The 21,674-nt window shown below is 62.0% G+C and carries 22 protein-coding genes; 6 read left to right on the top strand and 16 right to left on the bottom strand.

Translation table 11 applies throughout. The features are described from left to right. Positions 1–10 precede the first annotated feature (10 nt). Together flgF and ACFFP0_RS14910 are read right to left on the bottom strand one after the other, a co-directional pair. Positions 11–748: a flagellar basal-body rod protein FlgF gene (flgF, locus tag ACFFP0_RS14915; protein ID WP_377262058.1), complete on the bottom strand. Its 738-nt coding sequence runs from the start codon at positions 746–748 to the stop codon at positions 11–13. Between the two features lies 1 nt (position 749). Next, complete coding sequence (locus ACFFP0_RS14910; RefSeq protein WP_377262056.1) at positions 750–1,526, bottom strand: DUF1217 domain-containing protein; 777 nt, start codon at positions 1,524–1,526, stop codon at positions 750–752. Between the two features lie 204 nt (positions 1,527–1,730). Between ACFFP0_RS14910 and motA the strand changes: the two genes are divergently transcribed. The 6 genes from motA to ACFFP0_RS14880 all read left to right on the top strand — a co-directional run bounded on the left by motA (position 1,731) and on the right by ACFFP0_RS14880 (position 6,997). Beyond that, positions 1,731–2,600, top strand: a complete 870-nt coding sequence (gene motA / locus ACFFP0_RS14905) for a flagellar motor stator protein MotA (RefSeq protein WP_377262054.1) — start codon at positions 1,731–1,733, stop codon at positions 2,598–2,600. Next, positions 2,600–3,553 (top strand): FliM/FliN family flagellar motor switch protein, encoded by a 954-nt coding sequence (locus ACFFP0_RS14900; RefSeq protein WP_377262052.1) that lies wholly within the window; start codon positions 2,600–2,602, stop codon positions 3,551–3,553. Before motA ends, ACFFP0_RS14900 begins: the two co-directional genes overlap by 1 nt. Positions 3,554–3,620: 67 nt before the next feature. Beyond that, positions 3,621–4,184, top strand: coding sequence for a flagellar motor switch protein FliN (gene fliN / locus ACFFP0_RS14895; RefSeq protein ID WP_377262050.1), 564 nt, complete (start codon positions 3,621–3,623; stop codon positions 4,182–4,184). Between the two features lie 28 nt (positions 4,185–4,212). Next, entirely contained in the window at positions 4,213–5,265 is a 1,053-nt protein-coding gene (fliG, locus tag ACFFP0_RS14890) for a flagellar motor switch protein FliG (RefSeq protein ID WP_377262047.1), read from the top strand. A 212-nt stretch (positions 5,266–5,477) separates the two neighbouring features. After that, entirely contained in the window at positions 5,478–6,557 is a 1,080-nt protein-coding gene (gene flhB / locus ACFFP0_RS14885) for a flagellar biosynthesis protein FlhB (protein ID WP_377262045.1), read from the top strand. Between the two features lie 5 nt (positions 6,558–6,562). Further along, positions 6,563–6,997, top strand: coding sequence for a BspJ family T4SS effector nucleomodulin (locus ACFFP0_RS14880; protein WP_377262043.1), 435 nt, complete (start codon positions 6,563–6,565; stop codon positions 6,995–6,997). A 31-nt stretch (positions 6,998–7,028) separates the two neighbouring features. Here ACFFP0_RS14880 and visR read toward each other — a convergent pair whose 3' ends face one another. The 14 genes from visR to ACFFP0_RS14810 all read right to left on the bottom strand — a co-directional run bounded on the left by visR (position 7,029) and on the right by ACFFP0_RS14810 (position 21,641). Further along, entirely contained in the window at positions 7,029–7,775 is a 747-nt protein-coding gene (gene visR, locus ACFFP0_RS14875; protein ID WP_377262041.1) for a transcriptional regulator VisR, read from the bottom strand. A gap of 15 nt (positions 7,776–7,790) precedes the next feature. Continuing rightward, positions 7,791–8,507 (bottom strand): transcriptional regulator VisN, encoded by a 717-nt coding sequence (visN, locus tag ACFFP0_RS14870; RefSeq protein ID WP_377262039.1) that lies wholly within the window; start codon positions 8,505–8,507, stop codon positions 7,791–7,793. A gap of 418 nt (positions 8,508–8,925) precedes the next feature. After that, entirely contained in the window at positions 8,926–10,596 is a 1,671-nt protein-coding gene (fliF, locus tag ACFFP0_RS14865) for a flagellar basal-body MS-ring/collar protein FliF (protein WP_377262036.1), read from the bottom strand. 161 nt (positions 10,597–10,757) lie between these two features. After that, the gene (gene cheT, locus ACFFP0_RS14860; protein WP_377262033.1) at positions 10,758–11,147 is read right to left on the bottom strand and encodes a chemotaxis protein CheT; all 390 of its coding nucleotides are present in this window, start codon (positions 11,145–11,147) and stop codon (positions 10,758–10,760) included. A 14-nt stretch (positions 11,148–11,161) separates the two neighbouring features. Then, positions 11,162–11,719, bottom strand: coding sequence for a chemoreceptor glutamine deamidase CheD (gene cheD, locus ACFFP0_RS14855; RefSeq protein WP_377262031.1), 558 nt, complete (start codon positions 11,717–11,719; stop codon positions 11,162–11,164). Continuing rightward, positions 11,716–12,105, bottom strand: a complete 390-nt coding sequence (locus tag ACFFP0_RS14850) for a response regulator (protein ID WP_037158816.1) — start codon at positions 12,103–12,105, stop codon at positions 11,716–11,718. The genes cheD and ACFFP0_RS14850 overlap by 4 nt, the downstream gene beginning before the upstream one ends. Next, complete coding sequence (cheB, locus tag ACFFP0_RS14845) at positions 12,105–13,145, bottom strand: protein-glutamate O-methylesterase CheB (RefSeq protein ID WP_377262028.1); 1,041 nt, start codon at positions 13,143–13,145, stop codon at positions 12,105–12,107. Before cheB ends, ACFFP0_RS14850 begins: the two co-directional genes overlap by 1 nt. After that, positions 13,142–14,050, bottom strand: a complete 909-nt coding sequence (gene cheR / locus ACFFP0_RS14840) for a protein-glutamate O-methyltransferase CheR (RefSeq protein WP_377262026.1) — start codon at positions 14,048–14,050, stop codon at positions 13,142–13,144. Before cheR ends, cheB begins: the two co-directional genes overlap by 4 nt. Next, entirely contained in the window at positions 14,047–14,514 is a 468-nt protein-coding gene (locus ACFFP0_RS14835; protein ID WP_377262024.1) for a chemotaxis protein CheW, read from the bottom strand. The genes cheR and ACFFP0_RS14835 overlap by 4 nt, the downstream gene beginning before the upstream one ends. Positions 14,515–14,519: 5 nt before the next feature. Then, a complete protein-coding gene (locus ACFFP0_RS14830) occupies positions 14,520–16,805 on the bottom strand; it encodes a chemotaxis protein CheA (RefSeq protein WP_377262022.1) in 2,286 nt (761 codons plus the stop codon). 16 nt (positions 16,806–16,821) lie between these two features. After that, positions 16,822–17,187, bottom strand: a complete 366-nt coding sequence (gene cheY1 / locus ACFFP0_RS14825; protein WP_037158833.1) for a chemotaxis response regulator CheY1 — start codon at positions 17,185–17,187, stop codon at positions 16,822–16,824. Between the two features lie 2 nt (positions 17,188–17,189). After that, positions 17,190–17,477 carry an STAS domain-containing protein gene (locus ACFFP0_RS14820; protein ID WP_377262019.1) on the bottom strand — a complete coding sequence of 96 codons (288 nt, stop codon included), beginning with the start codon at positions 17,475–17,477 and terminating at the stop codon, positions 17,190–17,192. Beyond that, positions 17,477–19,096 carry a globin-coupled sensor protein gene (locus ACFFP0_RS14815; protein WP_377262016.1) on the bottom strand — a complete coding sequence of 540 codons (1,620 nt, stop codon included), beginning with the start codon at positions 19,094–19,096 and terminating at the stop codon, positions 17,477–17,479. Before ACFFP0_RS14815 ends, ACFFP0_RS14820 begins: the two co-directional genes overlap by 1 nt. Before the next feature lie 346 nt (positions 19,097–19,442). Then, a complete protein-coding gene (locus ACFFP0_RS14810; protein WP_377262013.1) occupies positions 19,443–21,641 on the bottom strand; it encodes a tetratricopeptide repeat protein in 2,199 nt (732 codons plus the stop codon). Positions 21,642–21,674: the final 33 nt, after the last annotated feature.

Raw genomic sequence — 21,674 nt, 5'->3', positions numbered from 1 at the left:
CTCCCTATCTTTAGCCGTTGGAGCCGCCGAGCGTCTTGATCGCGTCGTTCATCGAGGTCTCGCTGTCGCGCATCAGGGCGGAAATGCCTTCGAATGCACGGTTGACCTGGATCAGCTGCGTCATCTCGCGGATGCCGTTGACGTTGGACTGCTCGACATATCCCTGGACGACCGAGTTCTCCATGCCCTCGAGAACCGGCTGGGGATTGTCGACGAAGATGACGCCCTCGTTCTCGTAACGGTTGAAACCCTTGGAAATGTCCGCCGTGAACAGGCCGAGCGTGGCGACCGGCTGATCGTTCTGCATGATGATGCCGTCGGCGCCGACGGTCGGCGGGCCGGCTTCGCGGTTGAGCTGGATCGGCGCGCCGCCGGCATCAAGCACCGGATAACCGCGGCTGGAGCGGAGCTGGCCGGTCTCGTCCATGGTGAAACGCCCGTCGCGGGTCAGCACCTGGCCAGCCGGGGTGTCTATCGCGAACCAGGCATTGCCCTTGATGGCGAAATCGAGCGGATTGCCGGTTCTCTGGAGCTCGCCCGTGCGGGTCGACAGGTAGTCGTTACCCTGGGTGACGAAGGCAATCTTGGCATTGATATCGTTCTGCGTCTTGCTCAAGACCTCGTCGAACTTGACCTCCGTCGACCGGAAACCGACGGTGTTCATGTTGGCCATGTTGTCGGCGATCGTGTTCAAGCGGCGCTCGAGCGCGATCTGCGAAGAAATGCCGACATAAAGTCCGGACTGCATATCATTTGCCTCCGAGTTTCAGATTGTTGATTGAGATCAGAAGATCGGTCGAGATCCCGCTCGACGAGGGCGAAAAGAGGCTGGCCGGATTGTAGGTTTCCGAAGGGTTTTCCAGCTCCCACATCGCGGTGAACCGCTCCAGGAACTTGCCGACCTTGGCCGGGTCCTGAAGATCCTCGATGTTGACCGTGTCCTCGATGTAGCGGGCCTGACGGTCGAGATCGGCGCCGATGATCTCGTCCGGCATCTGCAAGGTCGTGCGGACCACTTCCGAAAGCGCGTCGTCGGCGAGGATTTCCATGCCGGACTTGACCGTGGGCGCCATGCGTTCGAAGTAGAGCGCAAGCCTGACGCCCATGTTTTCCTCGCCGGCCTCCTCTTCCAGCGTCTGGCGCTGGAATTTGTCGACCACGCCTTTCTGCGCCTTGTCGAAGGAGGTCGCCGACGTGCCGTAGGCCGAGAAATTCAGAGATTCCACCAGGGACGCATAACGGCTGTCGGAAAGCTTGTTGGCGAAGGCGTCCTTGTCATCGATGCCTTCGGTCAGCACCTTGCGGACGAAGGCCTTGGCATAGGCCATGTCTTCGAGGCCGTGGGCTTTCAGCGCATAATTGTAGATGCGCGTGTCGGCCATGAAATCATCGACGGTCTTGATGCTGCCGATCTTGGAGAGGTAATAGTCCGTCTCGCGCGCAACATCCGGCTTTTCTGCAATGCGCGCCAGCGATTTCGGCAGATCGCGGCTGATCATGGCGTAGCTGGTATAGGTCGTGATCACGATAGTTCCCTACCCAAAGTCCACGGAGCGGCGGACGCGCGGCGGAACGGGCAATCCGATCCGATCATGGCGAGAACTATGCGCGAAGACTTGCGCGAGGCTGTACCGGTTCTGCGTGTTTTAGAGCTTTCACAACCAGCCTCACGCAAGCCAGAGGCCGTATCCCGGGACCGAACGAAGAAAACGATCGGGCACAGGTTCGCGATGAATATTATTATCGGATTGATCATCTCCGTTGGCTGTATTCTCGGCGGCTTCATGGCCATGGGTGGCCATATCAACGTGCTCATTCAGCCTTTCGAGCTCATGATCATCGGCGGCGCGGGCGTCGGCGCCTTCATCATGGGCAACCCGATGAAGGTCGTGAAGGACAGCGGCAAGGCGATCGGCGAGGCCTTCAAGAATGCCGTCCCGAAGGAGCGCAACTATCTCGACGTTCTCGGCGTGCTCTATTCGCTGATGCGCGACCTCAGGACCAAGTCGCGCAACGAAATCGAGGCGCATATCGACAATCCGGAGGAATCCTCGATCTTCCAGACCGCCCCGACGGTTCTGAAGAACAAGGAACTGACGGCGTTCATCTGCGACTACGTGCGGCTGATCATCATCGGCAACGCCCGCTCCCACGAGATCGAGGCGCTGATGGACGAGGAACTCGACACGATGTTCCAGGACAAGATGAAGCCCTATCACGCGATCATCGCCGTCGGCGATTCCTTCCCGGCCATCGGTATCATCGCGGCCGTTCTCGGCGTCATCAAGGCGATGGGCAAGATCAACGAATCGCCCGAAGTTCTCGGCGGCCTCATCGGTGCGGCCCTCGTCGGCACCATGCTCGGCATCTTCCTGTCCTACTGTATCTGCAACCCGCTGACGTCGCAGATCAAGATCGTCCGCTCCAAGCAGCACCGCCTCTACATCATCGTCAAGCAGACGCTGCTTGCCTACATGAACGGCTCGGTTCCGCAGGTGGCGCTGGAATACGGACGCAAGACGATTTCCAACAAAGAACGCCCCTCGATCGACTCGGTCGAGCAGGAAATGATGAATCCTGGTGGTGAAAAGGCGGCATGATGACGACCAACCAAGCGACCCAATCGACTGCGCCGGGGATGGACCTGGCGCTTCTCGCAAAACTAACCGGCGGCCTCGGCGACAAGAAGACGGTCGAGAGGATCAGCGGCGAATTCGCCCAGCTCTACACCGAGTTCCTGCCGGACGTCTTCCACAGCGAAACCGGCATCCGGATCGGCGTCTCCTATGTGAGCTGCACATCCGGCCTGATGAACGACCTGATCGCCGATCTCGGCGACAGTTTCGCCCTAGCCGACGGCAGCCTCCGCAACTGGTCCCCCAATTTCTCGCTCGCGTGCGGAAACAGCTTCGTCATCGCGCTGATGGAGCTGATGCTGGGTGCGGAAGCCGACACGATCACGCAGCCCATCGACCGCCCGCTCTCCGATATCGAGATCGACCTCGCGGTTATGGTCTTCGAGCGGATCGCCGGCGTGCTTCGCTCGGGCGTCAATGCGCCGGGCGGCTTCGAGGCGATACTGGAACGTCCCTACAATGCCGAGGACAGGCCGAAGCCGGACGAGCTTGCGCGGCCGGAATTCGGCGTGGCGATCCGCATGGCGATCGAGCTCGGCTCGATCGCTTCGGAATTCGCGCTCATCATCCCGCAGCGCGCATTCCTCAAGACCAAAGTCACCGCACCGAAGGCCAGGAACCAGGTCTCGAAGGCCAAGCAGGAATGGACAGACCGCATGAACGATCAGGTTCGCCGCTCGCAAGTGACACTCGAGGCACGTATCCGCCTGCAGAAGCTGACGCTCGGGACGATTTCCCGGCTCGCCGCCGGCGATGTGATCGCCTTCCAGGACAAGCGCGATGTCCGAGTTCAGGTCAGCGCCAACGGCAAGGACATGTATTCGTGCGAATTCGGACGGGCCGGCGAGCGTTATACAGTCCGCGTAAAGGATAATATCAGTACCGACGACGAAATACTGAGACACCTGATAGGTTAGGACCCGCTCCGCCTGCGCGCCTTCGGAAAGGCAGGCTGACGCAAGTTTCAACAGGAATAATGACCGCATGGCTACGAAGAAGACACCTCTCACCGAAGACGACGCGCTGATGCCTGTCGGCAATGAAGCCGAACTGGATCAGGCCATCGACGATCTGCGCGGCGTCTTGAAGACGGACGCCGACGGCGGCGTGCCGGGCTTCGATGCGGATTTCGGCGCAACCGGCGCGGCCGATTTTTCGGCCGACGCTCCGTCGTTCGGCGGCGGCTTCGAAGCGCAGACCGAAAGTCTCGGCGGCAGCGCGGCAAGCTTCGGCGATGGCGATTTCGGCAGCTCGCCTGCGGGGACCGCCTATCAGGAGCCCGGCAGCGCCCTCAACGCCAATCTCGACCTGATCATGGATATCCCGATCGACGTCGAGATCGTGCTCGGGACGAGCCGCATGCAGGTCTCCGGGCTGATGAGCCTGGAGGAAGGCGCGACGATCGCGCTCGACAAGAGGATCGGCGAACCGGTCGAGATCATGGTCAACGGCCGCCGCATCGGCAAGGGCGAGATCACCGTTCTGGAGAATGACGACACGCGCTTCGGCGTTCGGCTGACGGAAGTACTGAGCACGAGAAGAAGCTGATCCCTGTTCGGGACAGAGAGGGAAGACCATGATGGACTTTGACGATTTCGGCGGTAGTGCGCTCTCTACGAAACCGTTGTCCCAGGCCGAAAAGGCAGCGGCAGTTCTCCTCGCCATGGGCAAGGGTGTCGCCGGAAAGCTTCTCAAGTATTTCACGCAGAGCGAGCTGCAGAACATCATCGCTTCGGCGCAGACGCTCCGTTCGATCCCGCCGGACGAACTGATGCTGCTCGTCAACGAGTTCGAGGACCTGTTCACCGAAGGCACCGGCCTGATGGACAACGCCGCGGCGATCGAAGGCATTCTCGAAGCGGGGCTGACGCCGGAGGAAGTGGATGGATTGCTCGGCCGCCGTGCCGCCTTCGAAACCTACCAGGGCAGCATCTGGGACAGGCTGCAGGATGCCGACCCGGCTTTCGTGGGCAAGTTCCTCTCGCGCGAACACCCGCAGACCGTTGCCTACATTCTCTCGCAGATGCCGTCGAGCTTCGGTGCGAAAGTGCTGCTCCAGCTTCCCGAAAGCCGTCGCGCCGACATCATGAACCGCGCCGTCAACATGAAGGAAGTCAGCCCCAAGGCTGCGCAGATCATCGAGAACCGGGTGATCGAGCTGATCGCGGCGATCGATGCGGAACGCAACTCCAACGGCTCGAACAAGGTCGCCGAGCTCATGAACGAGCTGGAGAAGAACCAGGTCGACACGCTGCTCAACTCGCTGGAAACGATCAGCAAGGAATCGGTCAACAAGGTCCGGCCGAAGATCTTCCTCTTCGAGGACCTCCTCTACATGCCGCAGCGCAGCCGCGTCATGCTGCTCAACGACGTCGCGGCGGACATCCTCACGATGGCGCTGCGCGGCGCCAACAACGAGATCAGGGAATGCGTGCTTTCGGCGATCAGCCCCCGCCAGCGCCGCATGATCGAGAGCGACCTTCAGGTCCAGCCCGCAAGCCTCAACCCGCGCGAAGTGGCCATGGCCCGCCGCGCGGTCGCGCAGGAGGCGATCCGTCTTGCCAGTTCCGGCCAGATCATTCTCAAGGAAGAGAAGAAGGACGAAGACAAGCCGGCGGAAGCCGCCTGACATCCGGGTAATGCACGAGGAACGAACGGAGCGGGGCGATCCCCGCTCCGTTTTCGTTTTGGAACGGCGTTTCTCTAAAATATCCGAGCCACCCACAGCCTTTTTGCCGACTCGATTCGCAGGTAGCAGGCACTGCGGTAACATCGCCGGAGGCGGCGGCCGATTCGTTTGCGCCACGCCCTCGCAGCCTGAAGGTCGATGGGTACAAAGCGGTGTCAGACGAAGATAAAGACAGCAAAACAGAAAACCCCACCGCCAAACGAATGACCGAAGCGGCGGAGAAGGGCAATGTGCCCTTCTCGCGCGAAGTGCCGCTCTTCGCCTCGATGCTTGCCTTTTACGTCTTCCTCGTCTTTTTCCTGCCGTCCGGCGCCGCGCGGATCGGCGAGACGCTGAAGGACCTGTTCGAACAGCCGGATCAATGGCGGCTGGAAAACACGCCGGACGTCGTCTCGCTTGGCGTCCATCTGGGATGGGCCATCGCGGGGTTCCTGGTTCCCGCCATGCTGCTCTTCATCGTCTTCGGCCTGGGTTCGTCGTTTGCGCAGAACATACCATCCATGGTGCTCGAACGGGTGCGGCCGCAGATTTCCCGTGTCTCTCCGGCGAAAGGCTTCAGCCGCATCTACAGCGTCCCGGGGCTGGTCGAGTTCGGCAAGTCGCTCTTCAAGATCCTGATCGTCTCGCTCGTCATGTATTTCGTGCTGCGAGGCGAATTCTTCGCTTCGCTGGATGCGATGTTCTCGGACCCCCAGGTCATTCTCGTCAAACTGAACGCGATCGCCAAGAAAATGGTGATCGTGGTCGTCATCTCCGCGGGGCTTCTCGCGGTCATCGACGTTCTCTGGACGCGTTATCACTGGTATCAGGAACTCAAGATGACCAAGCAGGAGGTCAAGGACGAATACAAGCAGGCCCAGGGCGACCCGATCGTCAAGTCGCGTCAGAAATCGGTGGCCCGCGACCGCGCCCGCCGCCGCATGATCAACAATGTGCCGCGCGCCACGCTGGTCATCGCCAACCCCACGCACTATGCCGTGGCATTGCGCTACGTGCGCGAGGAAAACGATGCGCCCGTGGTCGTCGCCAAGGGCCAGGACCTGATCGCTCTCAAGATTCGCGAAATCGCGGAGGCCAACGACATCCCCGTTTTTGAAGACCCGCCCCTGGCACGCTCCATGTTTGCGCAAGTCTCGGTGGATAGTGTCATTCCACCGGCCTTCTACAAGGCCGTGGCAGAACTCGTGCACCGGGTCTACGCTTCCCGGTCGCTTAAAAAACGGACACGCTGAGCGTCATGAAGAAATGCACCTATTCCACCGATCGGGAAAAAATCGTCGCGCAAGCAATCAGCCCGGTGGCCTCGGAGCTCCGCCTGCTGGATGCCGGCGACCTTATCTCGCTTCTGCGGCTGGAGTGCTACAGCAGCCTGGCCGACCTCGTCTCCTCCGCGGCCGAACTGTACTTCCATCCGGGCACGGTGAGCTTCGGCGCGGGCGGCGACTACAAACTCGAATGGGGTGGCCTGCCGGAAGTCGTCCTCGATCTGGAAATCAAGCCTCGTGGCGTTTCCGTCTATGCCCGCCTGACGCTTGCCGACCGGCAGGCAGGTCTGGAGATCGACCACATTTCCTTCCAGGAACCTTTCGACGACCCGGCCGACAATACCGCATTCCTGGCGCAGAGCCTGCAGGAAGCCAAGTTCGTGAAGGTCAGCACCTCCCAGATGTGAGGTCGCCAATACATGCGGCTTCACTTCCGCCTCAATGGATGTAACCGAGCCTGATCGCCTTGGCGATCGCCTGTATCCGGTTGACCGAATCGAGCTTGATGGTGGCAGAGCCCAGATATGCATTGACGGTGTGGACGGAAAGGCCGAGTTTCTCGGCAATCTCTTCGCTGATGCGCCCGTCGCCGGCGAGCTGAAGGCAGGCGATTTCCCTTTCGCTCAGGGATTCGGCCGGCACGCTGCGGCGCTCGTCGAGCGCCAGCAGGTCCATCATCACCTGGCAGCTCCTGACATGCTGGTCGATGATCACGTCGCTCGACAGTTCCATCGACGTGGCGACGAACGTCACATAGCCGTTGCCGAGCGCACCAAGCCGAACCGGGAACGCGATCCCCGAGAACGGAACGATCGCCGGAGGAAGCCGGCGGGTCAGCGAAGCGAACTCCCCGGCATCGGCAAAGCTGGTATTCTCCGATCCGTTCCAGACCAGCGGCAGCAGGGAGCCTTCTATATGGTCGAGCAGGGTCTCGCCATAGCCATGGATGAGCTGGCTGCCGCTTTCGACCGCGCCCGCGGCCCAGTTGTCCAGCTCGCAGACGAGCTTGCGCTTGTTGGGCAGGCCGGCGCCGGCGATGCGGAAGACCGCAAAGTTGCGCGCCTTGAGGTTCTTCTGCATGGCAACGAGCTTGGGGAAGATATCCGACCGGCTCGAGGCGCGCTGGAGACGCAGATACTGGATGCTTCCAGGTCCATCTGCCGTACCGCCGCGCGAATAGCCCATCGAATTCCTGTCTCCCTATACCAGATTGTTGCGCACCGCGTAGGCAATGGCCTCGGAGCGGGTCTTCGTTGCCGTCTTGCGCATCACACTGGTGATGTAGTTGTTGATGGTGTTGCGGGAGATTCCGAGGATCACCGCGATCTCGTCGCTGGTCTTGCCTTCCGCAATCCAGAAAAGACATTCCAGCTCGCGCTCGGTCAGTTCGAAATCCCGCTCGGTCCGGGCTTCCGCGCTCTCCGCGAAACTCGCCCCGTAAGCGGCAAACAGGCCGACCTCCCTCAGTCGCTCCTGCGACAGGATGATGCCTTCCAGGAAAAGCAGCATCAGGGAGAAACGCGTCTTGCCGACACAGAACGTCAGCGAGCAATACTGGCGGCTGATATCGTCGGGCGGCGTCACGTCGTCGGGCAGGAGCGCAAAGCTCGGTGTCAGCAGGGAAAGGCACTTCTCCAACTCGGTGGAGCGCGCATAACCGCTGGCGAGCTCGGAGCCCAGGCGACGGACAAGATCGAAAGGCCAGTTGGACGTGACGATGAAATCGAGGCCTTGTTCCTGGATGAGGTCATAACGGGCAAGAAGGAAATGCGAGGCGCCGACATAATCGGCAAGCAGGCGCATGACCGCCTGGACATTGTTCGAGCCGGTCGCCACCGACAGACGGCGGACCAACTGCTCGCGCGACAGAACCCTGGAGCCGGCGGACTCCTTGTAGGAGCGCCCCTCCGTCGCCATCTCTGCCCCCGATAACTCCATTCGTTATCCGCTCCTCGCCGCGTCCATGCGTTCCTCACGAACACACGCATTCACGACACATCTTTACAACCGCACAACTCATCCAACGTCGAACCGATCCCAATTTTCCGAGCAGTCACCAAAAAGCCATCATTCATGATCGCTTCATTCGTCACCTGCAATTGGGATTGTCGCGGCGGGCACCACCCCTCGGACCCTTTGGACTCACCTTGCGAATCATGAACATTGTAGGAGAGACGTTACGAATTACCATTGCCCGAAAGCAGGATTTCCCCAGCGATAGTATTCATTTATCGATTCGCCGGTCAGACAAATTCGCCAAGTGTGTGGCAGAGCTGAAAAGAAAAGGGCCGGGTCGAAGCCCAGCCCTTTCCGATCATATTTTCGTGATGCTTTTTCAGGCGGCTTTTTCGATCGCCCACTTGCGGAGAATCTTCGCGGCGCGCTCCTCGGAAATCTCGACCATCCGCGCCAGCCGTTTCTCCGGCCCTTCCTTGACCCGGCGATTGAAGCCTTCGCCATCGTCGCCGCCCAGCATGTCGCCGGTGCTGTCGAAGCCGAAATCCGAACCGAACCCGTCCATGAGAGCCGGGCTGCCGCCTGCCGGGGAGAAATCGGGCAATTCGAGCCCCGCGCCCTCGGCTTCCGCCTCCGTGGCGGCGCCCGAGCCGCTGACGGTGCGGATGAGCGGGCGCAGGCCGAGCCAGACGACCAGGAAGGCCACGCCGACGAAGGCGAGCGAGTTGATGATACCGCCCAGATTGCGGGTCAGCACTTCCATGATGCCCGGACCGCCCGCGGATTCGTCGAGGAGCTGGTTCTCCAGGAAGTCCATGGCCGTCAGCGTCACGACGTCGCCGCGATCCTGATTGATGCCGGCAGCGGAAGAAACGATCTTCTGCATCTCGGCGAGGTAGGCGTCGACCTTGGCCTGATCGACCGGTTCGCCGACCATCTTCGCGATACGGCCCTTGTTGACCACGACCGCCACGGAGACCTTCTCGATCTGATAGCTGTTGCGCGTGGTGGCGGTGGTCTTCTGGTTGATCTCGTAGTTGGTCTGCTCTTCCTTCTTGTCGGACTGGTCAGACGATTGCGGACTGTTCGCTCCGCCTTGCTGCGGCGCAGCCTGCGGCACGTTCTGTTCCACGGTCGCGGCATTGTCGTTCTGCGTCTGCTGCGACTTCGAATTCTCCTTGGTCGTGCGCACCGAACGCTCGACCCGCGAATTCGGGTCGTAGACCGTTTCGTGGATCTGCTGGCTGTCCGTATTGAGCGAAGCCGTGACGCTCGAACGGAAATTGTCCATGCCGAGGAAGGGCGCGAGCGCCTTGTCGATGTTGTTCTCGATCTCCTGCTGGACGTTCTGGACGATGCCCAGCGACTTGTTCAGCTCGCCGCCTGTCTCGTCGCCGGAAGCAAGGAGCTGACCGGTGGAATCCAGAATGGTGACGTCGTCCACGTCGAGACCCGGAACCGCCGACGCGACAAGGTGGCGAATCGATGAAGCGGCCTTGCGGCCGGTCGTCGTGTTCGCCCGGATCATCACCGATGCCGTCGGTTTCTGCTCGCCTCGGCGGAAATTGCCGACGTCCGGCATCACGATGTGGACGCGTGCCGCGGAGACGCCATTGATCTGCTGGATCGAACGGGCGATTTCACCTTCAAGAGCGCGAACCCGGGTAACCTCCTGCATGAAGGAGGTGAGGCCGAGCGAGCCGACATTGTCGAAGAGTTCATAACCGGCGTTGGAGCTGTTCGGCAGGCCGCGTTCGGCGAGCATCAGCCTGGCCCTGCTGGTGGTGCCCACGGGGACCTGGATGCTCTTGCCGTCACCGCCGACCTCGAACGCGAGGTTCGCCTCGGCCAGCGCCATGCTGACCTGGTTCAGGTCGGCAGTATCCAGATTGACGTAGAGCGTCTCATAAGCGGGCTTGTTTACAAAAATGGCCGCAGCAAGAACGATCGCAACCGAAACGACGCCGACGGCGCCCAAAGCAATAAGTCGGGTCTGGCCGAGATTGGCCAGATTCTTAAAGACTTGTGAAAATTGAGCCAACAGATTCATTCTGTTCCCACATCGCCAAACACGGATATAGAGCTTATGCCCGGCTGCACCCTAGAAAGCGAAGCTTGTGCGAGCGTTTCGCGGGCGAAGCAATCTGCTGACGATTGCGGATGAAAATCGGAGAGGGGCTTTCCAGGCTCACATGCCCGGAAGAGACGACATCAGAAGAAGTCGAAGTCGCCGGCGGCCTTGCTCAGGGGCTGGGAATGACCGTGACGCAGGCCGTTCGCAAGCGCCTTCTGCATGTCGGCAAGCTTGACGAGGCTGAGCGCGGCGGAAACGTCGACCATCCAGTTGCCCGGTATCGTGGCCGTGATCGTGTCGATGAACTCGGCGATGCCGCGGGTTTTCTGAACCGCGAGATCGATCCCCTGCAGAACCTTCATGCTGTCGGGCGACTGCAGTATGGACATGCCGCCGATCTCGATAAGCTGCGGTTCGATCCGCTCGATAAGATAGGCGACGTCGTGAAGTTCCGACACCAGCCGCATCAGGATTTCGGGAAGGGATTCCTCCAGGGAAGCATTTGGCAGCGCGGCAATGTCGTTCATGGCTTCCCTCAGGATCAAAAGAATTCGATGGAGCTTTCGGCGGGCTTGGGCGGGATGCGTATGGGGCGCTCCTCCATGGCCACGGTCCGCTGGGTTTCGGCACCGGTCAGCGGGTACTGGCGAGCCCGGCCGCTCACCGGCCAGTACTCGAGCTTGCGCCCGTGATCCCCGCCCGTCGAGGAGCCGACGACCGGGATGCCTTCGTCTTTGAGAAACTGCATGGCGAACGCCGCATTCTGTTCGCCGACATTCGAGAAGCTCGCGATCGTCTTGGCACCGCCGAACACTTTCGCTTCCAGCCGGTCGCGCCGCGCTCCCTGCTTCAGGAGACCGTTGATCAGAAGCTCCATCAAATGCACGCCATAACGCGTCGCATCGCCACCCGAGGACATGGAGCCGCCGGAACCCGGAAGCAGGAAGTGATTCATGCCGCCGATGCCGGCGACAGGATCACGAAGACACGCAGCCACGCATGAGCCCAAAATCGTCGAGAGGACGACGTTCGGATCGTTTACGACCTTGTACTCTCCCTGAATGATATGGACACGCCTGGCTGTCGCGGCGTCATTCATTTCAATGCTCCAAACACCGCTTCGATAGCGGCCTTCATCTTTTCGATGGTGAATGGCTTGGCGAGAACGTTGTTGGCGCCAAGCTGGGCCGCTTTCTGCACCAGGGCGCGGTCGCCCTGAGCCGTCAGGATGATGAACGCGGCCTTCTTCGTGTTCGGATTGCTGCGGACAGCCTGCAGGAAGCCGATGCCGTCCATCTTCGGCATGTTGAAATCCGAGATCACCAGATGGTGCGGCTGTTCGGCCATGATCTTCATACCCTGCTCGCCGTCACCGGCCGCAGTGATCTGCTTGAAGCCGAGCTGTGTCAGAGCATCGCTGAGCAGCAGGCGGCTGGTCACCTGATCGTCAACGATCAGAACTTTGATTTTTTCAGCGAGAGACATTATTCGGTACCTTCTTTTCGGGCGGCAGTTAACTTCAACACTTCTTCTCCAATGGAGCCCAGCGGCAGTTGTTGCTCGATGGCCCCTATCTCATGGGCGACCCTCGGCATGCCGTAGACGACACAGGTCTTTTCATTCTGCCCGATGGTGCGCGCGCCCGCGCTGCGCATCCTCAGCAGACCGGCCGCTCCATCGCGGCCCATACCCGTCAGGATGACCCCGACCGCATTGCGGCCCGCCAGATCGGCGACCGAGTCGAAGAGAACATCCACGGAAGGCCTATGGCCGTTCACGGGCTCCTTTTCGACCAGCCGACAAGATGGCGCCGACGGATTGACCACCTGCAGGTGCCGTTCGCCGCCGGGCGCGAGATAGATCTTGCCGATCTCCAGCCGCGCGCCATCGGTTGCCTCCTGCACCACGGGTGCGCAGATACGATTAAGGCGTTCAGCAAAACTTTTGGTAAACGTGGACGGCATATGTTGAGTAATCACCGTCGGCGGACAATTTTGCGGAAACTTCTGCAACACCGCGATGAGGGCTTCCACCCCGCCCGTGGACGAGCCGATGGCCACGATCTTGCGTCCGACACGATATTCGGCGGCCGGGGCGGTCACCTGAGCCGGAGCCGGCCCGCTTCTGCGTGGCCCCGAGCGGGCCGCGGCCTTCACCTTTTCGGCCAGGTCCACGAACGGGCGGACATCGCCGGGCGTGGGCTTGCCGACGCAGTCGAAAGCGCCGATCTCAAGGGCCGCCAGCGTCGCATTGGCGCCTTGATGGGTCATGGCGGAGACCATGATGACCGGCATGGGCCTGAGGCGCATGATCTTTTCGAGGAATTCCAGCCCGTTCATGTTGGGCATTTCGATGTCGAGCGTGACGACGTCGGGATTGAGCTGCTTGATCGCCGCGCGCGCTTCCAGCGCGTCGCCGGCCTGCCCGACGACGCTGACTTCCGGATCGGAATTCAGCACGGCCGTGATCAGCCCACGCATGGTGGGCGAGTCGTCGACGACAAGGACCCGTGCCGGAGCGCTCATGCTTTTCTCCCCGCGTTCTTGCCGGCATATCGATAGGTGGTGATGCCGATGTTATCGAACAGGTTCTTCGCATCGCCGGAGACGCGTTCGGAGTGACCGATGTAGAGATGGCCGCCTTCCGGCAGCAGCGAGGCGAACCGCGACCAGATCTTCATCTGCGTCGGCTCGTCGAAATAGATGACGACGTTGCGGCAGAAGATGACGTCGAAATTGCCCTTGAACGGCCATTGCGCCATCAGGTTCAGCTCGTTGAAGGTGATGAGCTTCTTGACGCGGTCGTCGATCTGGAATTTCCGGCGGCCGTTCACGTCGACATCACGGAACCATTGCTTGCGCATCGCCGGCGTCATCGTCTCGAGCGCGTTCTCGTCATAGACGCCGGCTCTCGCCGCAGCCAGGATCTTCGGGTCGATGTCGGTCGCCAGGATGCGGAAATCGTAGTCTGCCGCGTTGGGCAGCAGCGACAGCACGGTGAGCGCGATCGAATAAGGCTCCTGTCCGTCCGAACAGGCGGCCGACCAGATGCGCACGCGACCGCCGCCCTTGGCACGGTCGATGAGCTTCGGCAGCACTTCGTCGCGCAGATGCTCGAAATGGTGGTTTTCGCGGAAGAAACGGGTGAAGTTGGTGGTCAGGTGCGAAAGCATCTCGCGGCGGGCGGCTGCGCCATCCGGCGACGCCACCAGCGCGCAATAATCCTTGAAGCCCCGCAAGCCCAATGCGCGGATATGCTTCGACAGGCGGGAATAGACGAGAGAGGCCTTGGAATCGTTCAGATAGATTCCGGCATCCGCATAGATCATCGCCGCGATATCCGTCAGGTCGCGACGCGTCAGCGGGTATTCTCCGCTCGCAAGCACATCATCCGGTGACTGCCGGCTTTCAAGGGCGCCCAGGGGCTTCATGCAGCCTCGCTTTCCTTTTCCGGGAAGAGAGCGTCCAGCTCGATCATGCAGATCATCCGTTTTTCGATGGCGAGTATCCCCCGGGCATACTGTTTTTCCAGGTCGGAAGAGACTTCCGGCACCGGCTGGATATTCTCGTCGGTAATCGTAAGGATATCGGAAACGGCCTCGACAAGAAGGCCGACCATGCGGTTCTTGACCTGCGCCACGATGATCACATGGCGGGCGCTCGGTTCGGCTTCCTTCATCCCAAGCCGGGACGACAGGTCGATGATGGGAAGGACCGCACCACGCAGGTTGATCACGCCCATCACATAGGCCGGCGCATGCGGCATCGGCGTCGCGGGGGTCCAACCGCGGATTTCGCGGACGGACATGATGTTCACGCAGAATTCCTGATCACCGATACGGAAGGCGATCAGTTCCCGGCTTCCCTGGACAAGATTCTTCACGGCGTACGACATACCCATTAACCCGTGGCTGCGAGTGACATTTCAGGCCGGAGCGACTGGCCGCGCGAAGCTGCGACGACCGCGTCGACATCGAGAATGAGCGCGACCCGGCCATCACCCAGGATGGTGGCTGCGGCAATGCCCGGAACATGGGTGTAGTTTGCTTCGAGCGACTTGATGACCACCTGGCGCTGGCCCTGGATCGCGTCCACCATCAGCGCGCGCTGGCCGCCTCCTTCCGACTCCACCAGGAGAGCGACACCGTCGACCGGGTTCGCCTGGATGGCGCGGAAATTCAGGATGCGGCCGACATCGACCAGCGGGCAGAAGGAGTTGCGGATCGAAATCAGCCGCTGGTTCGCGCCGAAGGAGTGGATGGCGGATGCCTCCGGCTGCAGCGTTTCGACGATCGCGGTCAACGGCACGACAAGGGTCTGGCCGGCAACCGTCACCACCATGCCGTCGAGAACGGCGAGCGTCAGCGGCAGGCTCATGGTGAAGGTCGAACCGTGCCCCGGTTTCGAGGAGATCGAGATGCGGCCGCCAAGCGCCTGGATCGAACGCTTGACCACGTCCATGCCGACGCCGCGGCCGGAAATGTCCGAGATCTTGTCGGCGGTCGAGAAGCCCGGCATGAAGATCAGGTTGTCGATCTCGTCGTCCGAAAGGTTCGCATCGGCGGCGATGAGATCGTTGTCGATCGCCTTCTGGCGGACGCGCTCGCGGTTGATGCCGGCGCCGTCGTCCTGCAGCTCGATCAGGATGCGGCCGGAGCGGTGCTTCGCCGTGAGCTTGACGGTGCCTTCCGGGTTCTTGCCGGCGGCCTCGCGCTTCTCGGGCGTTTCGATGCCGTGGTCGACGGCATTGCGGATCATGTGGGTCAGCGGTTCCGCAAGCTTGTCGATGACCGTCTTGTCCACTTCGGTGTTTTCGCCTTCGGTGATCAGGCGGATCTGCTTGCCGACCATGTCGGCCACTTCGCGGACAATGCGCGACATGCGCTGGAAGACCGGCTTCACCGGCTGCGCGCGGATCGCCATGACCGAGTCCTGGATCTCGCGGGTGAGCTGCTGCAGCTCTTCGAGACCCATGTTGATCGAAGACGTGCCGGTCGTGTCGTTTTCGATGACGCTCTGGGACAACATCGCCTGATTGATGACGAGTTCACCCACGAGGTTGATCAGGCGATCGACGCGGTCGAGATCGACGCGGATCGTCTGGCCTGCGGCGGCAGCGGCGGCGGCGGCATTGTTCTGGGCAGCGGCGGCGGATTCCTTCTTCTCGGCGGCGCGGGCGGCCGCACCGGCCGCCTTCGCTATGCCTGTCGCGGTCTCGGCGGCGGACACGGCCGCCGCAACCGTCTCTTCGGCGGCATTCTCGACCACCTTTTCCTCTTCCTCGGCCACAGGGGCTTCATCGAGGATCGAAAGGTCGAAAGGAACCGGGACCATCGGCAGCTCCTCGTCCGAGGAGGCCTCTTCGGCGAGCTTCACTTCGAGGTCACAATCCCATTCGGCGAATTCGAAGACGGCGCGGATATCATCCTCGGCCCTGGTCGTCTTGATCGAAATCTTCCAGCCGAAATAGGAGGCTTCCGGGTCCATCTTGTCGAGGGCCGGCAGGCTGTCCATGTCGCAATTGATGCTCATGTCGCCAAGGCGGGAGAGATCGCGCAGCAGCAGCGCCGCTTCGTTGCCCTTGGAATAGAGTTCGCGGCGCGGCCTGAAGACGATGTCGTAGGTCGAGCCTTCGAGCGCCGGCTCCTCATCGTCGCCGAAACCGTCGAAGGTGAAAGGAATGGGCTGGAAACCGCTCTCGTCGGTCGGCTTCGGCGGTTCGGCCTTCGGGGCGGGCGCGGCTGCGGCGGGAGCAGCCTTGGCAACCGGCTTCGGAGCCTCCGCGCCGGAAGAAGACGGCAGTTCGCCATGGGCGAGCGCCTCGAGTTCCTTCACGAGACCGCGCGAACGGGATTCATCGACGCTGCCGCCGTCGCGCGAGGCGCTGACGAGGTCGGCAAGCACGTCGGCCGATTTCAGCATGACCTTGAGGACATCCTGACCCGGTTCCAGCTTGCCGGAGCGAACGCAGTCGAGCGTCGTCTCGAAGACGTGAGCGAAGGAAACCAGATCGTCCAGGCCGAAAGCGCCGGCGCCGCCCTTGATGGAATGAACGGCACGGAAAACGGCGTTCACCGTTTCGGGGTCGCGATCCCCGTCGTTCAGCTTGAGAAGACCCGACTCCAGTTCAGCGAGCTGCTCTTCGCATTCCTGAAAGAAGATCTCTTTGATTTCGTTCATATCCATCGGAGGAATTCCTGGCTCAGGCGGTTACACGCTCGATCGCATCAATCAGTTTGGCAGGATCGAAGGGCTTGACGATCCAGCCCGTCGCGCCGGCCTGCCGGGCCCGGTTCTTCTTTTCCTGGTCGCTTTCCGTCGTCAGGACGAGGATCGGAACCGCACGGTACTTCTCGTTGCGGCGGACGCCTTCGATGAAGCCGAAACCGTCGAGGCGCGGCATGTTGATATCGGTGACGATGACGTCGGGATTGGCGTCCTCGAGGACTTCGAGGCCTTCAACACCGTCTTCTGCCTGGATGGTTTCGAAACCGGCATTGTTGAGGGTCACCAGAAGCATGTTCCGGATCGTCCGGGAGTCGTCCACGGTCAGTACTTTTTTCTTCATTGCTAGATCTCCTTAGCAACCAAATTTTCGACGCCGATAAGCTGCATCGTCTTCTGAAATGCGTCTGAGGCTTTCTCGACCAGGAAGGATTTCCTGTCCTCCTCCCAGGCCCTGGCGCCGGCGACCAGGACCTGCGCGCACTGCACGCCGACCCGGTCGACACCGGAGGCGTCGATCACGACATCGCTTCCGCGCATGGACATCAGCTTCCCGTGCAGAACCGAAGCCTCGTTGAGGTCCAGCACTGCCGACAGCTTCAAACTTCCCGGAGCAGCTTTCTTTGCAGCCATCAGCTCATTCCTTGTCGTTTCTGAAAGAGGTGTTCGCCTTCACGCACGCGGTCGCCTGCCGCCGGCGCGAGCGCGACGCGTACCGGCTGCGGCCTTGTCTCGGCCGGAAGCTGCATTTCCGCATACCGGCCCTGACGCTCGATCCGGAATTCGCGGATCGTGCGGCCAAGTTCCAGGATCACGGTATGCAGTTCGTCCGCGCCCTCGCCGGCCCGGCTCGCAAGATCCGCGTTTGCAGCCACGCGTTCGCTGACCGAGCCGATCTCGGCGGTGAGATGATCGAGGCTCCTGGCCTGGTCGCCGGCATCGCGGGCAATGCCGGCGATCGCATCGTTGATCTCGGTAACCTGGCGGACGATGCCGCCGATCGCATCCTGGGTGCGATGAACCATGTCGACGCCGGCATCCACCTGCCCCTTGGTGGTGTTCACCAGCGTCTTGATCTCCCGGGCGGCTTCGGCGGAACGCTGCGCCAATGCGCGCACTTCCTGGGCGACAACCGCAAAACCACGGCCCGTCTCACCGGCGCGGGCGGCCTCGATGCCGGCGTTCAGAGCCAGGAGATTGGTCTGGAAGGCGATGTCGTCGATGACGCCGATGATCTGGCCGATCTTCTCGGCGGAGGTTTCGATGTCGGCCATGGCGCTGATCGCGCGGCCGACCACCTCACCGCTCGCCTCGACCGAACGCCGCGTCTCTGCGGCGGCCTTTTCAGCGGTCGCCGTCTCGGCGGCGCTTCCCTTGACTTTCGCGGTGATGTCGAGGAGCACGCGCGCCGCGTCCTGCAAGCGCCCGGACTGCTCTTCGGAAACGGCGGCGAAGGATCGGGCGCTGTCGGCCAGCGAATGCGTCAGTGCGCCCGCTCTCTGGCCATGCACATCCGTCGTCTCGACCGTTCCCCGCATGCCGGCGACCGCCTGGTTCAGCAGGTCCGCGAGTTCGCGATAGACATCCGGTACGTCGGCTGGAAGACAGGCCGTCAGATCGCGGCGGGCAAGCGCCGCGACGACTTCGGAAAAGGTTTCGACAGCCTGCGCATGATCGGCCTCGCGCTGTTCGGCGAGTGCGCGCTGGTGCTTCTGGCGCAGTTCGTTGAACCGGAGCGAAACAGCGATCTCGACATCGACCATCACAAGGCGGGTGATCGCGCCGACGAGGTCGAGCAGTTCCTGTTCACGCTTGCGGCCGCCCGGCAGCAGGGACTTGGGAGCGAGGTCGACGATCACGCCGGCGATCAGGTGTTCGAGCATGACCGCGTGGCCGGCAACGTGCCAGCGAGGATCGAGGCCCATGCGGCTCTCGGTATCGGAGAGCACTTTCACCCGTTCGGCATAAAGCGCATCGAAACGGGCATCCGTCAGCACGCCCCAGTGCGAGGCCTGCAGATCGTGCAGCCGCTCGATCTGCTGCTCGCTCTCGAAATTGCGGGCCGCTTCGGGAAACGACTGGAGGCGATGGAAAAGATCACGCAGGCCGGTCTTCAGATGCCGCTCGATCTGTGGGCGGCAACGGCGCAGGAGATCGCGCAGTTCACCGTCGAGGCCGGCAAATGCCAGTCTCTCGCCCAGGCTGCCCGCCTGGCTCCGTCGCGCCTGATCCGATGGCGTTTCCTGCACCAAAACCTTCCCCAAAAATCAACCATGCCAATCCGAGCGGATTGGCGGAATGCGGCCCTGTCAGCCAGGCACCGGAGATGAATGGGGGATGCTCGCCGGAACGGATCAACAGCCGTCAGGCATGGGCAACACGGTCACCGCAGGCTTTCCTGGATTTTCATGAGCGGATACCGGACTGCCCGGTACGGCTTTGCGGCTTCATGCCTGGTGAGAGACCAGAGTCGTCCCATTTCGCCGTGCATTCCAATTTGTATGGTTAATTCCTTGCCTGAAGGTTAATAGAGGGTGGAGAACGCCTGTTTTACTTCAAGAAGACGCGTCTTGAGCGTCCAAGGTCGGGACCGGTCGATCAGTCCATGTCCTCGATATCGGCCAGACCGCGCAACCCCGCCTTGTCGCCCATATCCGCCAGCGCCTGGAAGATGCGGCGCGCATCGCCGGTCCTGCCGAGACTGAGATGGGCATAACCTCGCAGAGCCATGAGATCGGTCTGCTCGGGGGCTATCTGCGCCCGTTGATCAAGCGCCAGCAAGGCTTCCCGATAACGTCCGAGCCTGAAGGCATTCACCGCCCGGTCGGCCAGGATCGCGGTTTGAAGCTCCACCGCGCGCTTGTTCGTCTGCCCCGCGTCGGCGGCGGCGACGGAGGCCTTGTCCGTCAGGCCGGCGCGCAGGTAGGCAAGGCTCTTGCCGTAGGCCGCGTCCGACCGGATATCGGCCGAAGTGCTGGCGTAAGCCGCCTCGAAGGAACGGGCGGCCTCCAGAGGGCGGTTGATATCCATCAGGCACCAGCCTCTCGCCAAGGCCGCATCGGGCGGCATCCGAAGAGGGTCCTCGGTGGTCCAGCATTGGCCGTGGCGAGTGCCCGCAGCCTTTTGAACGGGCATTCTCGCCGCCTTTTGCACCGGCTGGGGCGCGGCCTGAACGGGTGCGGGCGGTTGACGGGACGTACGCGGCTCGGCGGCGACCTCGTTCAGCCGCGCGATCCGCTCGGAACGGCCTGCCCAGGCCCTCTGAATCCCGGCAACACCAGCCCTGTCGCCAAGGTCGTTGCGGGTCAATGCGAGACCATAGGCCGAAGGCTCGTCGTCAGGTTTCCAGGACAGCGCGGCGCCGAACCATTCGGTCGCCGTCTGGAGCTGCCGCATGGCACGGGCATACCAGCCGAACTGCTGCGCCGCATCCGTGTTACGGGCGGCGATGACGACCGGCGCCATGCGCTGCAGGACGTCCTGCTGCAATATCGGCGGGGGATCAAGGGCCAGCAGATTGGCAACCGCGGCAAGATAGGCCTGTTTCGAGCCATCGGAGGAATCGCGCCAGCGGTAAAGCACGGTTTCCGCCTCCACCGGCGATTTCTGGGCGACCAACGTCAGTGCCAGACCTTCGGCCGAGGAAGCCGTCTCCTCCTTGCCGAAGGCGCGGCGGAACCAGCGCTCAGCGCCACCGAGGTTATCCCGGCGATAATAATACCAGCCAAGCAGCAGCGCATCGGAAGCCATGCCGTCCGCTTCGGCAAGCCGCTCCAGCCGGGTCAGGTATTTTTCCGGCACCGCCAGCTTCGGGTCGGTATTGCCGTCGGCCACGAGGCGGCGCGCGATATCGTCGCGCAGGGGTTCGAACTCGGGCTGACCGCCAGCCGGCGTCCGCTCCTTTGCAAGCAGTTCCTCCAGCATGTCGACGGACAGCACGTCGATCGCCTTCTGCAGGGTGGCGTAGCGCTCGGATGCATTGTCGCAATTGTTGAGGATATAGACATAGGCGTCGCGCGCGCGCCCCGGCCTGTCGGTCCTGGCGAAGGCTTCCGCTACCCGCCACAGAACATCCACCTCGCTGCATGTGAGCAGGCCCGGGTTCTCCGCCGCCGCCTGGACCACGCCATCGTAGTTCCTGGCATCGGACGCCGCGACCAGGGCAGCGCGCCCTTCCGCCAGCTTCAGGCGTTCCAGAAGATCTGCCGGCGGCTGCCAGCCGGGTTCCGCAGCCTGGCGATCGGCGATCGCCCTGCGCACATCCGCATACCGTGACAAGGCGTAAAGCTGCCACATGTTTTCAAGCTGGCGATCGGTCCCGACCTGAACCGCCAGGGGATCGGCAGGCGGCGTCCAGTTGGGGTAAAGCGTCCTCAGGCGGGAGATCTCCGCCTGCAAGCGCGCGGTATCCCCCCGGGCCGCGAAGTAACGCAGCGCACTTTCGTCAACCACCGGCGGCTGATCCTGCGACGGAACCGCAACCGACGTGGCCGGCGGCTGATTTGCGGACGGGGGCGAGGTCGTCGAAGAGGCCGATCCGGGCGGAGCCTGGGCAATGACCAGCGCAGACGGGCCTGGCCGGGTATCCGCTTCCCGGTTCGGATAAAGAAGCTGGGCGACGACGCGCTCCGTCCTTTCGGCGGGCGAGACCTGCAAACGGTCCACCTTAACAGCAGGCGGCGTCGGCGTTACGGAACTCGTCATCATGCCGACGTCAACAGTGGACTGCCGGCCGAGACCATACAGTCCCACCGCGGCAACGCCCAAAACCGTCAATGCGATGAGCGAAAACCGCATGCTCACTCCGCTGTCGTCCACGATGTCCGTCTG

It is taken from the genome of Neorhizobium puerariae (assembly GCF_042429745.1).
GTDB lineage: Bacteria > Pseudomonadota > Alphaproteobacteria > Rhizobiales > Rhizobiaceae > Neorhizobium > Neorhizobium puerariae.
Note: the sequence above shows the minus strand (reverse complement) of the source record. Positions and strands in the feature narration are given on the sequence as shown.